Raw genomic sequence first — 14,808 nt, forward strand, 5'->3', positions numbered from 1 at the left:
CGAGACCTGAGCATGGACGATCGCCAATACACTTTCCTGGCCCGCCAACCTGCCGCCGCCCTGCAACCCCGCGAGCAGTTCTGGGGCATGCCCAAGCGTGGCCTGGCGTTCCTGCTGGCCAACGTCATGTTCTGGCAGCCGCTGTGGGCCCAGGCCGACGGCATCGTGGTCAGCGCGCCGGGCACTGGCCTGGACCGCGCGGGGAATGGAGTGCCCATCGTCAACATCGCCAAGCCCAACGGCAGCGGCCTGTCCCACAACCAGTTCAAGGACTACAACGTCGGCAGCAACGGCGTGATCCTCAACAACGCCACCTCGCGCACCCAGTCCACACAACTGGGGGGGATCATCCTTGGCAACCCGAACCTCAACGGTACGGCCGCCAACGTCATTCTCAATGAAGTCAACGGCGGCAACCCCAGCCAATTGCGCGGCTACACCGAAGTGGCGGGGCAGTCGGCCCATGTCATCGTCGCCAACCCCTACGGCATCACCTGCAATGGCTGCGGGTTTATCAATACGCCCAGGGCGACCCTGACCACGGGCAAGCCGATCATCGAAAACGGCCAAGTGGGTCGCTATCAGGTGGACCAGGGCAGCGTCTCCATCGAAGGCGCGGGCCTGAACGCGAACAACGTCGACCGCTTCGAAATCATCACCCGCAGCGCCAAGATCAACGCCGAGATCCAGGCGAAGAACCTGACCATCGTGGCCGGGCGCAATGACGTTAACGCAGGCACCCTCAACGCCACGGCCCGCGCCGACGACGGCAGCGCCAAGCCGCAGCTGGCCATCGACTCTTCGGCCCTGGGCGGCATGTACGCTGGGGCGATCAAGCTGGTGGGCACCGAGGCCGGTGTTGGGGTGAAGCTGGACGGGCAGTTGATTGCCAGTGGTGGGGACATTCAGCTCGATGCCAACGGCCACTTGAGCCTGGCGCAGACCTCGGCCACCGGCGCGGTCAACGTCAAGGCCGCGAGCCTTGATGCCCAAGGTCCGATCTACGCCGGCGCCACGTTGAACGCCCGGGCCCAGGGCAACCTGAGCAACCAGCAGAGTCTTGCGGCGCGAGACAGCATTACGCTGAACGCGGGTGGGCAGTTGACCAACAACGGCATTATCGAGGCCGGGGTCAACGCGGATAACACCCGTAACGCGGCGGGGGATGTGAGCCTGACGGCGCAGAGCCTGAATAACAATGGTCAGAGCGTTGTTGCCAGTCGTAACCTCACCGCCAACGTGGCGCAGACGCTGAGTAACCAGGGCGGAACCCTGAGCGGCGGGCAGACCACCACGGTAAACGCCGCGACCCTGGACAATCAAAGTAAAGGACGGGTGCTCAGCAGCAATACGCTGAACGTCACCGCCAACACACTGCTCAATACCCAGGGCACAGTCAGCAGCAACGGCAACCTGACGGCCAATGTCGGGCAGTTGAATAACCACGACGGTGAGGTCTCCAGCGCCGCCGTCACGACAGTCATCGGCACTGCGCTGGACAACAGCGACGGCCTGCTTACCGGTGACCTGGCCCTGAACATTGGTCTGATCGGTGCCCTGAACAACCGGAACGGTGTGTTGGGCTCCGGCAAGAGCCTGACAATCACCGCCGCCAGCCTGGATAACACCCTTGAAGGCAGCCTTGTCAGCGACGGCGGCCTGACCGCGCGTATCAGCGATCTGTTCGACAACCGGCAAGGCAGCCTTGGCGTCAAGGGCATCGCTGATGTCCAGGCGGGGCGCCTGGACAACCGCGCCGGCAAGGTCCGGTCCGTGAAGGATCTGCAACTGACCGTCGCCCAGCTCGACAATCGTCAACAAGGCTTGTTCAGCAGCCAGGCGGCGTTGCGTGTCGATGGCTCGCAACTGGATAACCGCAGCGGCCTGCTCAGTGCCGTTGGCCCGGTTCATCTGCAAACCAATGGCGTTGATAACAGCAGCGGACGCATCTCCAGCAAGAGCGACCTCACCGCCAACGTCGCGCAACTGAACAATCAGGGCGGCGAGCTGGTTGCCCAAGGCCTGCTGATCGTCAGCGGCCAGAGCCTGGATAACCGCAACGGCGGCCTGGTAGGTGCGACAAAAGCGCTGAAACTCAACGTAGATGCCCTGGACAACCGTGGCGGTGAAATCTCCAGTACGGTCGACATCGCCATCGACGGCCAGCGCCTGAACAACAGCGACGACGGCAAGATCCTGGCCGGCACCGACCTGGGCCTGAAAGTCGCGGCGATCATCAACCAGAACAAAGGCCTGCTGTTCAGCACGGGCGCTACCGCGATCAAGGGACAGAGCCTGGACAACAGCGGCGGGAGCCTGGTCGCTCGCCAGGGCTTGGATATTCGACTGGACAACGCTCTGACCAACGTCGCGGGCCTGATCAGCAGCGACGGCACACTAAGCGTCAACGTCGGCACGCTCGACAACACCGACGGCAGCCTCACCAGTGTCGGTGCGCTGGCACTCACGGCCTCGGGCGTGCTGGTTAACCGTGGCGGCGCCATCACCACCGACGCCGGCTTGGTCGTCAGCAGCCAAAGCCTGGACAACCAGCAGAACGGCTTGCTCAGCGCCAAGGGCGCGACCCGCATCACCACCGGCACCTTCGACAATACCCAGGGCGGGTATCTGGTCAGTGGCGACACCCTGGACCTGACCGCCACCCAGGTCAGCAACGGCGCCGCCAGCCGCATCGCCAGCGACAAGACGCTGACTGCCAGCGTCAGCGGTTTCGATCAACGTGGGGGCGAGCTGTTCAGCAAGACCGCCTTGAGCCTGGACCTGAATCACGGCCAGTTGAACAACCTCAAGGGCGTGATCAACGCGCCGGTCCTGGTGCTGAAAAACCTTAAGGACGTTGACAACCGGGGCGGCGAAATCTCCAGTGCCCAGGCGTTCACGCTCGCGGCGCAAAACCTGGATAACGGCAACGGCAAGTTGATCAGCAACCAGGCGCTGACCCTGCGTATCGAGCAGGCGCTCAACAGCGTCAAGGGGCTGATCTCCGCTCAAACCCTCGACAGTCACAGCGCGAGTCTGGACAACACTGATGGCCTGATCAGCAGCCGTGGCGCGCTGACCCTGAGCGTGGACGATCAACTGCTCAACCGGAACGCTGCGGTGATCGCCGACGGCGACCTGCGCATCGACGCGGCGAGCCTGGACAACACGGCCGGCCAGATCGCCGGCAAAACCGCCGTGACGGCCGATGTGTCCAGCGTGAACAACCAGGGCGGCCAGATGATCGCCCTGGGTGGCCTAACCCTCACCGGCGCCTCATTGGATAACCGCAATGCCGGGCTGGTCGGCGCGACCGATGCGCTGAAGCTCAATGTCGCCGCAGTGGATAACCGTGGCGGTGAACTTTCGAGCCAGGCCGACATTTCCGTCGCGGGTGATGCCCTGGACAACAGCGACGGCGGACAAGTGCTCGCCAACGGCGCATTGGCCTTGACGGTGAAGGACGTTCTCAACCGTACCAAGGGCCTGTTGTCAGGCAAGAGCGACCTGACCTTGATCGGCAAGACACTCGATAACACGGGCGGCTCGCTGCTGAGCCAGAAGAACCTCACCGCCGTTCTCTCCGGCGCGTTGAATAACAGCCAGGGTGTCGTGAGTGCCGAAGGCACACTGACGATGACAGCGGCGAGCCTGACCAACACCCTGGGCAGCGTTTCCAGTGCCGAGGCGCTGGGCCTCACCCTCGGCGACGCCTTGCTCAACCAGGGTGGCGAAATCGTCACTGACGCCGGCCTCACCGTCAAAAGCGCCAGCCTCGACAACCGCAACAAAGGCAGTATCAGTGGCAAGGGCGCCGTGGTTGTCGAAACCGGCGCGTTCGACAACAGCCAGTCCGGACGCCTGAGCAGCGCTGCCAGCCTCGACCTGACCACGAAAAAACTGACCAACCAGGACGGCGGTCGCATCGCCAGTGGCGGTGCATTGACCGCCAACATCACCGACCTCGACCAGCAGGGCGGCCAACTTTTCAGCAACACGGCGCTGACCCTGGACCTGAACCAGGGCCAGTTGAACAACCAGAACGGCCTGATCAACGCGCCGCTGCTGGTGCTCAAGAACCTCAAGGGCGTCAACAACGCCAGCGGTGAAATCTCCAGCGCCCAGGCATTCACCCTGGCCGCGCAAAGCCTGAACAACGACAACGGCAAACTGCTCAGCAACCAGGCCCTGACCCTGCGGGTCGATAACGCCCTGACCAACCTCAAGGGGTTGATCGCCGCCGCTGCGCTGGATGTCGAGGCCGCGAGCCTGGACAACAGCGGCGGTACCCTGACCAGTCGCGCGAACCTCGACCTGAAGCTCAGCGGCGCACTGAACAACCAGAACCAGGGGTTGATCAACGCCACCAACGGCCTGACCATTGCCACCAGCGACCTGAACAACCAACATGGTTCGCTGTTGGGCAGCGCCATCGCCATTGATTTCGGCGCCGCCACCGGCGACCTGAACAACAACGCTGGCCTGATTACCACCACGGGTGAACTCAGCCTCAAGCACCTGCGGGACCTGAACAACCAGAATGGCGAAATCTCCAGCAGCCAGAGCCTCAACCTGACCGCTCGCGATCTCGACAACAGCGCCGGCAAGCTCATCAGTAACGGTCTGCTGACCGTAGGCGCCCGTGACGTTCTCAACCAAGGTGGTTTGGTCTCCGGCTTCAAAGGCCTGGACCTGACCGCCACGAGCCTGGACAACCGCAACAGCGGCACCCTATCGAGCCGCGACGAAGACGTCGGCGTCAGCCTCAGCGGGGCGTTGCTCAACAGCAATGCCGGCGCGCTGGTCGGTAAAAAACAGCTGACCGTCAGCGCCGCCAGCCTGGACAACCGAGGCGGGATTCTGTCCAGCGGTGGCGACCAGACCCTGACCGTCACTGGCGGTTCGCTGAACAACGCCCAAGGCGGCTTGATCGACAGCGGCGCGACTCTGGTCATGAAGGCCATGTCCCTGGGCAATGCCGGCGGTACTGTCAACGCACAAAACGCCTTGAGCTTCATCGGCACCTCCCTGGACAACAGCGGCGGCAACCTGATCGGCAACGCCGCGGTGACCCTGGACTTGCTCGGCGCCCTGACCAACACCAATGGCAAGATCGCCAGCGTCGGCCCACTGCGGGTCGAGCGCGCCACGCAAATCAACAACCAGGGCGGCCAGATCGCCAGCCAAGGTCTGTTGACCTTGCTCACCAGTGGCCTGGACAACCGCAATCGCGGCACCGTCGCGGCCAATGATTTGTTGGTCCTGAATACCTCCGGCGTCGTCCAGAACGATGCCGATGGCTTGATCTACAGCCAGAACGGCGGCGTGCAGATCGACGCGGCCAGCCTTACCAACGGCAAGGGTGTGGTGCAAAGCCAAGGAGGGTTGAACCTCACGGTCGATGCGGACATCGATAACCAGAGCGGTCGAATCCAGGCCAAGGCCGGGGACGTGACTGTCGTCGGGCGCAACCTGGACAACCGTGGCGGCGTCCTCGCCAGCCTGCAAGGCCTGCTCACCACCCAACTGACCGGCGTGCTGAAAAACGGCTACGACCTGAACAACAACCGCCAGGGCGGCATCACCCAGGCCCAGCGCCTGAACCTGATCGCCCTCGGCGGCCTCGACAACTACGGCGGGCGCATCTCCGCGCAGACCGGCGACGCGACCGTCACCACCCGCAACTTCGACAACCGCAACGGCGGGCTTTATGCCAAAGGCAAGGTTAACGTCAGCGGCAACGATTTTGACAACAGTGGCGACAACGACGGCCAGATCGCCGGCAGCCAGATCGACCTGAACCTCACCGGCGCGTTGAACAACCGCCTGGGGATTATCGAGAGTGACAGCACCCTGGCGATCAAGGCGGCGAGCCTGGATAACCAGACCGGGCAGTTGCGTGCCTTGGGTGGGAGCGGCAAGACCAACTTCCAAATCGGTGGATTGTTTGATAACCGCAGTGGTGTTCTGGAAAGTGCCAATACCGACCTGACACTTGGCGCCTCCAGTTTTCTCAATACCGGCGGCAGCTTGCTGCACGTCGGCACTGGAACGTTCGACATCTCCACCGCCAACGTCATCGGTGCTGGTGGCACGGTCGTGACGCGTGGTGGCCTGACCATCAGCACCGACACCTGGACCAACAGCGGCGTCATCCAGGCCGGGCGTCTGAACGTCAACGTCAACAACTTCACCCAAACCGCCAGTGGTCAACTATTGGCCTCAGACAGTTTCATAGGCAGTGGCGTCAACTGGTTCAACGAAGGCCTGCTTGCCAGTAACGGCAGTCTGAGCGTAGGTCTGAGCGGCACTTACTGGGGCGCTGGACGACTCAGCAGCCAGGGAACCCTTGGGCTGAGCGCCGCGCAAGTGAGCCTTGACAGTGCTAATTCCAGTATTGCTGGCGGTGGTAACACCACGCTCAATGTCGGCGGTCAGTTGGACAATGCTGGTCGTTTGACCTCGGCCACCAACCTGACGGTTGATGCTGGTGGGGTCAATAACCTGGGGACGTTAGGCAGCGGTCAAGCGCTGACGGTCACGACCGGTTTGCTGACAAACAATCAAGGCTTGGTCTTCAGTGGCGAAGATATGGGCCTGCGAGTCGATACGCTGAATAATATCAGCGCCAACATCTACAGCTTGGGCAACCTCACTGTTGACCGTAACGGCCAAGGCGCGCTGGCGAGCAGTATCGTCAACAGCTCGAGTTCGATTCAAAGCGACGGCAGCATGAGCCTGGCTGCCAGCACGATCCAAAACATTCGCACGCTGCTGACCATGGGCAGCAGCGGAATCTACACGGCCAAAATCTACGAAATCGCCTGCATCGAGGGTTATAACGCTGGCGACTGCAGCGGTAAGCAGAACCACGTTTGGGAGCTGCTGCAGCGCGAGAAAACCGAAGTCACCGCGGCCACCGCGGCCTCCAGCATCACGGCAGGTGGCAACCTGAGCCTGCGTGGCGGCGATCTGTTGAACCAGAGCAGCAGCATCGCCAGCGGTGGCAACCTGACGGCCTCGTTGGTCAACCTGACCAACAGCGGCGTCGAAACCGGCGAGACGGAAACCACGCGTGTGTTTCGGTCCGAGCGGACCCGTAATGCGGGTGGCTGGTACAACGCGGCCAGTAACTTCACCAACGAATACTGGTTCGAAAGTGCCGGTTACGATGTCAACAACCTGAGCGGTCTGGAAGCGGGTATTGCCAACTTCATCGGCATGACCGAAATGGAGTACACGAATTTAGGCGCCACCCGCAAACTTGCCGGCGGTGACCAGAGTTACGCAGCCGTGATCCAGGCCGGCGGCGCCGTCAACATCTCGACCCAGAACAACATCGACAACAGCGTCGTGCGTCCGGGCTACAGCTATGTCGGCAGTGGTCCACGTACCGGCACGGCGGCGGCAGGCAGTCAATATTCCACCCGCATCACCCTCAACCAGCAACTGCCCCCTAACTTGGCGCAACAGCAGGTCAACCCGGTCGCCTTGCCCGGTTTCAGCCTGCCCACCGGCCAGAACGGCCTGTTCCGCCTGAGTGGGCAGGGCAGTAGCACGCTGGCTGTCAGTGGGCCGCAAAGCTGGAGCATGGGCAGCGCAAGCCTGAGCACGATCCAGCGCCAACAAGGACTGCCCGCTGGCCAAGCCAGAGATTTGCAACTGGGCAACATCCTTCAACCCACCGCCAGCAACGTTGATCTGAGCATCGCAGCGCGCCAGGCAACCAGCGTCGGCGACCAGGCCAGCAGTTTCGACACCAGCACTTCGGGCGCCCCCATGGCCGGCATTTTGCCGAACCGTACCAGCGCGTTCACGGTCAATCGCGTCCAAGGCCTGCCCACCAGCACCGTGGCGGCCAACCCACACAAATACCTGATCGAAACCAACCCAGTGCTTACCGACCTCAAGCAGTTCATGAGTTCGGACTACTTGCTCGATAACCTCGGCTACGACCCGGACCAAAGCGCCAAGCGCCTGGGCGATGGTTTGTACGAGCAAACCCTGATCCAGCAAGCCGTGGTCGCCCGCACCGGGCAACGCTTCATCGACGGCCAGACCTCCAACGAGGACATGTTCAAGTACCTGATGAACAACGCCATCGCCAGCAAGCAGGAGCTTAACCTGGCCCTGGGTGTCAGCCTCACTTCCGAACAAGTCGCGGCCCTGACCCACGACATCGTCTGGATGGAAAACGTCGAGGTCAACGGCGAGCAAGTGCTGGTGCCGGTGCTGTACCTGGCCAACGCCAACAACCGCCTGGCCGCCAACGGCGCGTTGATTCAGGGCGCCGACGTGACCCTGATCGCCGGCAAGGACCTGAACAACGCCGGCACCCTGCGCGCCAGCAACAACCTGTCCGCCTCCGCCACCAACGACCTGGTCAACAGCGGCCTGGTGGAAGCCGGCAACCGCCTCGACCTGCTGGCGGGCAACAACCTCGTCAACAAGGCCGGCGGCATCATCGCTGGACGCGACGTCACCCTCACCGCCACCAACGGCGTCGTGATCAACGAACGCACCGTCACCACCCACGAAAGCGACAGCGGCTACCGCAGCGAACGCACCGACTTCATCGACAGCGCCGCCCGCATCGAAGCCGCCAACAACCTGGCCATCAACGCCGGGCGCGATATCAATAACGTAGGCGGTGTTTTGAAAAGCGGTGCCGATACCTCCCTCAACGCCGCGAACGACATCAACCTCACCGCCGCCGAACGCATCGCCGGCGGCACCCGTGGCCTGCATCGCGACGAAACCATCACCCAATACGGCTCCAGCCTGGACATAGGCCGCGACCTGACCGCCAAAGCCGGCCGCGACCTCACCGTCGTCGCCAGCCAGATCGATGCCAAGCGCGATGTCAGCCTGAGCGCCATCGGTGATCTGACGTTGGCGTCGGCGGCTGATGAGCAGCATTCCTACGGCAAGAGCAAGAAGGTCACAGCCCAGGAAGATCATGTGAGCCAAGTGTCCACCAGCGTGACGGCGGGTGGGAATGTGGTGCTCAGTGCCGGTAAGGATCTGGGGTTGATTGCCAGCAAGGTCAATGCCGGGGATGAGGCTTACCTGGTGGCCGGCGCGAACCTGATACTGCAATCGGCTGAGGATTCGGATTACAGCTTCTATAGCAAGACCAAGAAGTCTTCTTCCGGGAAGAAATTTCGGCTTGATGAGACCAGCTCTGTCACCAACGTTGCCAGCTCGGTCACTTCCGGGGGCAATAACGTACTGACTGCCGGCAACGATCTGATGATCAAAGGCAGCAATGTCATCTCCGAAAAAGGCAGCGTCGGCTTGAGCGCCGGCAACGACGTGGAAATCCTCGCCGTTACCGATTCCAACAGCGCACGCCACGAGCGCAAGCAAAGTAAAAGCAGCTGGGGTGGTTTGAAGTCGAGCAAGGTCCAGGACAAGTTGGCCGAAACTCAGACCACCGCCGTCGGCAGCATGATCTCCGGCGACACCATCGCCGTCATCGCCAAACGCGATGCCACCGTCACCGGTTCAGCGTTGGTCAGTACCGATGACCTCACGGTCCGCGCGGGACGTGACCTGACCATCGACGCGGCAGAGAACACGTTCTCGCGCGAGCAGATGCATAAGGAAAAAAATCACGACTTCACCGGAATCTTGACGGGCAACAAGCTGGGCATCGACGACATCACCGGTAACCAGCACTTGTCGATCAGCGGCCAGAAACACAATGGCACCGCTGCGCAAACAACCCTGACCGGCAGCACCATCGGTTCCAGCAAAGGCAACGTCAGCCTCGTGGCGGGTGGAGACCTCAACGTCATCGCCAGCGACCTGGTCAGCACCAAGGACATGAGCCTGCGTGGCTCGAACGTGACCATCGCAGCGGGCATGGAAACGGCAACACAAAGCACCGTCGACAAATCCAACAGCCTGGCCGTCGGCCGTGTTGTCGGTGGTGCAATCATCGACACGGTCAATACCATTCGCTCGTCGGTCAAAGCCGCGAAAGATACGGATGATCCTCGCCTCAAAGCTGTGAAACTGGCCCAGGCTGCGCTCGCGGCCTACAACCTCGGCGGAATGGCTTCGGACGCCAACGCCCAGAAAACCGGCTTCGCCAACAAACAGGGCGGCACCGCCAGCAATGGTTCGCTGATCAAAATCGGCACCGAGCTCGCCAATACCCACAGCAAAAGTACCAGCGACTACGCCAGCCAAACCGCGAAGCAAAGCACGCTCAACGCGGGCACCACGTTATCCATTATTGCCAATGGCAATGCAGCGGAAAACGATGGTGATCTCCACGTAATCGGCAGCAGCATCAAGGCGGGTAACACGTCCTTGCTTGCCAGCAACAACATCATCCTGGAGAGCGCGCAAAACACCGCTGACTGGTCCAACCACAACAGCAACAACAAAACTGCTATCGGCGCCAGCTTCAACATCGGCCAGCAAAACGGCTTCACTCTGGACCTGGGCGCGCAGCTCGCAAAAGGCATGGGTACCGGCAGTTCTGTTACGCAGGTCAACAGCACAGTAGACACCGGTTCGCTCTTGCTGCGCAGCGGCGGAGACACCGCGCTGGCGGGCGCCCAGGTTCACGCCGATGAAATCAAAGCGCTGATCGACGGTAACCTCAACATCATTTCCCGCCAGGACACCCAGGACCAGAAGAGCAAACAAAGCAGCGGCGGTTTCGGTGCCAGCATTTGCATTCCACCGTTCTGCTACGGCACACCTGTCGCCGCTTCCGCCAATCTGGCGGCCGGCAACATGAACAGTGAGTACAAAGGCGTCACGGACCAGACCGGTCTCTTCGCCGGAGCGGGTGGTTACACCGTTGATGTGGGCAAAACCACCACCCTCGAAGGCGGTGGGATCGCCAGCGATGCCTCGGCGAACAAAAACCTGCTGGTCACTGACCGGCTCATCGCCACCGACATCAAGAACGTCAGCGAAATCCACGCCCAGTCCGCAGGTGTAAGCGTCTCGGCCAGTTACGGCGGTGCTGGGGCAGGGGCCTCGGTGGGTGGGTTGTACGGGATCTCCCTGAGCGAGTCCGACAAGAGCCATACACGCAGTGCGGTGAGTGAAGGCACGATCATCGTTCGTAATCCTGAGGGATCCCAGGACCTTGTTGGGCTGAATCGCGATACGGCGAATGCCAACGAGCATCTGGACAAGCCTGATGAAGACGCCATGAAGGATCGAATTGAGCTGGTGAAAAGCTCGATCGAATTGGTGAAAGGGGTTGGGGATGCGGTTGCGGCGGCGAAGATCAACGAGGCTAAAGATCAGAATAGCGAGGGCTATAAGGCTGCACGCCAGAAGTTACTCGACAACGGAGTCGCTGATCCGAGCAGCGAACAAGTCGCCAAACAGGTTCAGAGTGACTATGGCGTTGGCAGTAGTTTCCAAAAAGCCAGCCAGGCGGTATCCGCAATCGTTCAAGGATTGATCGGTGGAAATATTGGCGGCGCCATAGGGGGTGCTGCGGCGCCTTATCTGGCGCAGACGGTCAAGGACATGACCGAAGGGGACGCAACAGCCAACTTGATGGCCCATGCGGTTTTGGGAGCTGTGATCGCGAGAGCGGGCGGCAATTCGGCCTTGGCGGGCGCAACCGGCGCGGTCGCTGCCGAGCTAACAGCACGCCTGATCAAGGAAGAACTCTATGGTGGACTTAGCGACGAAGCGCTGACGCAGGAGCAAAAACAAACCATTTCTGCGTTAGCTACATTGGCTGCGGGGATTGGGGGAGCTGTCACAGGCAAGGACGCTTTGTCCGCCGTGGCGGCGGCTCAAGTCGGGAAGAATGCGGTAGAAAACAATTTCCTCAGCCCTGCTGATCAGACGTTACTGGACAAATTACGGCAGCAAAGGTTGAGCGGCGATACCCGCGTCTCGGTTGCCAAGAAACTGGTCGAGCTGGATAGGTTGGATCATATTTCCAACGCATTGCTGGAACGTTATCGTCTGCACAGCGACACGATGTCCGATGCTGACAAGGCGCAGCTCAACGCCTACTTACAGGAGTACACCTACGCACTGATAAATGCTTATGGCCCGGAAGCGGCGCAAGCAAAAATCAATGCGATGACACGGAGCGGGCCGTTAAAGCAAAGCGATACCGTTGCCTATGCCAGCTACGGTGCGGATAAGCAGGCCTCATTGGATAGGCTGTATCCGGGCGGAATCATCGATCAGATGGGGCGCCCATTAAGCCAAAACGAGCAGCTTTATCTTGATTCGCTCGGCACTCTGCGTATCAATCAGGATTACCAAGCGCTTGCCGATGTAGGGACCCCGGCACTGTACCTGATGAGCGGCAGCCTGGGCGCGGGCATTCGTCTGCTCGCTGCTGAAAGCGGAGCGCTTCAGATCGCGTACGGTGGGGTACAGGCCTATCAAGGAGATGCATGGGCGGCCGCTGGCAATATTGTGATGGGAGCTCTGAATGTTGTTGGTTCTGGGGCTGCTGGGGGGGTGAAAGGGGGTGTAGTTGGGAGTGGGGCAAAAAGCACTGCGGCCAATACAGGTTCAAATCTTGGTCGTTCTGATCTAGGAGACTTGCTAGGTCGCGGCGGTAATAAGGATGTCTATGCTTATGGAGATAATCAAGCTGTGGGCGTCTTGCGTAATGGTACGGATTCGCAGACGATTTCCGAAGAAATCGCAATGCTTGGCAAGCTGCGTGACGCAGGAGTTCCTACAGTGAATCCTCAAGCGGTGAGTGTTGACGGCATCCCGGGTATGTTAATGGATCTTTTTGCTCAAGGGTCGAAAGATATCGTAAGGCTTGTGGATGGGAAGGTTCGTATTGTCGGCGACTCGCCGCTCCTCAATGAACGAAGCATTTCAGATCTTCAAGGAATTCGAAATGCATTAATAAATGGCAACATTCAAATCAATGATCTGCAGTTTTTGATTAGCAAAGAGGGGCGTGTTGTGGTTGCTGATCCTCTTGCTGTAAATTTTAATACTTCGCCGTCAAAAAATAATCTTCGGATGATTGATTTGTTAATTCAATCGGCACACAAGAATGGATCGCTATAATGAGTGCTAAAAATACGGCTTCTATGGTGCCGTCAATGGCGAATGAGTTACTGCGTAATACTAATGGTAGGCGGGTTGATAAGCTTGTTAGGTACAGTTGGTGGGCCGCGTCAGAAGTTTCTGTTAATTGTGGTATTCAGGACGAAATGGCCTTCTCCTTAACGGCTGGGCCGTTAGTCATTTATTTTGAAGATGGTATAGTTCTGGGGTTTTCGAGTGATCCCTCTCTTAATAGCGTCATTGTTTGGGATGAGGCTGCGAGGAGCTCGGCGGAATCCCACTCATTGGAGAGCGATGATGACTTGTTCGCTATTTTTGTAGCTGGACGATTTGCTACTGTTTTCTGGGAGGAAATTGTTGGTGATTATGTAAGTGATTTAACTATACTAAAGCACAGGGAGATGAGTGCGAAAGAGCGTCAGTGTCCCAGCGAAGTGGGACTGCGTTTCCGTTTTTCAAGTGGCAAGAGTTTCGTGGTTTCCCATGGCCTGCATGATAATTCTGACGATTTTTCAGTATTAGAAGAGTCGCAGATTAAAGTGGATGATCTGGAAGAGATACCAGTAAATCAACGCTGACATTTTTCCTTGTCTCGATTTATCCCATAAGAAAAAGAGAAAAAGGAAAAAGGGGACAGATTTATTTTTAAATGCTCTGCTACGCTGAAAGCTTCCACGGATGGAGGGTCCTTATATGACCAGAATGCTTTACCGGGGAGGCCGAAAGTTGAGTCGGGAAAATAAATCTGTCCCCTTTTTGTAGTCCCCTTTTTGTAAGTAAGTCAATGCTGATATTTTTCCTTGTCTCGACTTATCCCAGAGCCGGTTCTTGGGATGTTATCGTCTAGTAGGGACGAAAAGTTAGCTGGTGCAGATGTTCAAATGCGCAGCCATAAATAATGGTATCCGTAATGATATATTAATATGGTTTTTTCATGGATGAGTCTTGAGTAACTCACTTGAATTCCCTCTCGCGCTAGCGTTTTGATGCCCTGTATGAAGAAAGTCTTCTCGGGGCGTTAGAGAGGCAGGAAATGGTTTTTTTAATTATTCAATTGGAGTTTTTTATGAAAAAAACATCACTGCTAATGCTGGGCTTAATTCTGATATTGACGGGCTGTAAATCCAACGTCAGAGACTCATCTCCAACCTTGGCCAAAGACGGTATCCAACTGCACCAAAACAAAGTGACCGCTGATCCCCAACACGCCAAGGTCATCATGAAAGCGTCGGGTGCAACCTATCCGGTGGAGTTTTCGATCAGACGTGCAGCGGATCCTGACCAGCGCATGAATGTGCAGGGAACCGTAGTGGATACCGGCCGGGGCAAGGTGTCCGGCTGGATTGCCAAGCTCAATGAAACGGTCCATAGCGCAACCTTGAAACACTTTCCGCAGTTAGAGGTGCAAGCTGATCCTGATCAGCCGTTCGAGGTGTCGGGTTACGCCAGTGGTAGCAGCATCAACAGTGGCTATCGTTGTGGCCCGCTCAGAAGCACTTTCACGCCGGAAAGAAGCAAAGTCTATCTGGTGGAGTTTCAGTTTGTCGGCAGCCGCTGTGAACAGCATGTCTACGATGTTACTCAGCCACAGGAACGTATCCCTGTCGCGAGCGTATCGGGCCTCTGAATTCGATTTAAGGATTGAGGAACGGGCGATCTTCAAGTCGCCCGCTTTCATTACTCTGCAGCCTGCGCCCGCAACCCAAACGAATGGGGGACAGCTGTACGCAGGTTGGCGAACAGGTAATAGAGAGCCGGCAGACCCGAAGGTTT

The 14,808-nt window shown here is 59.0% G+C and carries 3 protein-coding genes; all 3 read left to right on the forward strand.

Annotation, left to right across the window (positions count from 1 at the left end; all coding sequences use genetic code 11):
• Window positions 1-12: 12 nt before the first annotated feature.
• The 3 genes from ACMTA2_RS08585 (at window position 13) to ACMTA2_RS08595 (ending at window position 14,662) form a co-directional block, all read left to right on the forward strand.
• Window positions 13-13,035 (forward strand): two-partner secretion domain-containing protein, encoded by a 13,023-nt coding sequence (locus ACMTA2_RS08585; RefSeq protein ID WP_413794513.1) that lies wholly within the window; start codon window positions 13-15, stop codon window positions 13,033-13,035.
• Window positions 13,035-13,613, forward strand: coding sequence for a hypothetical protein (locus ACMTA2_RS08590; RefSeq protein ID WP_413794514.1), 579 nt, complete (start codon window positions 13,035-13,037; stop codon window positions 13,611-13,613). Before ACMTA2_RS08585 ends, ACMTA2_RS08590 begins: the two co-directional genes overlap by 1 nt.
• Before the next feature lie 488 nt (window positions 13,614-14,101).
• On the forward strand, window positions 14,102-14,662 hold the full coding sequence (locus ACMTA2_RS08595; RefSeq protein ID WP_413795611.1) for a hypothetical protein: 561 nt from the start codon (window positions 14,102-14,104) through the stop codon (window positions 14,660-14,662).
• Window positions 14,663-14,808: the final 146 nt, after the last annotated feature.

It is taken from the genome of Pseudomonas medicaginis (assembly GCF_965119365.1).
Taxonomy (GTDB): domain Bacteria; phylum Pseudomonadota; class Gammaproteobacteria; order Pseudomonadales; family Pseudomonadaceae; genus Aquipseudomonas.

What these genes read in the sequence shown, in the direction of transcription:
- ACMTA2_RS08590 (WP_413794514.1), top strand. Translation starts at nt 13,035, where the DNA reads ATGAGTGCTAAAAATACGGCTTCTATGGTGCCGTCAATGGCGAATGAG.
- ACMTA2_RS08595 (WP_413795611.1), top strand. Translation starts at nt 14,102, where the DNA reads ATGAAAAAAACATCACTGCTAATGCTGGGCTTAATTCTGATATTGACG.
- ACMTA2_RS08585 (WP_413794513.1), top strand. Translation starts at nt 13, where the DNA reads ATGGACGATCGCCAATACACTTTCCTGGCCCGCCAACCTGCCGCCGCC.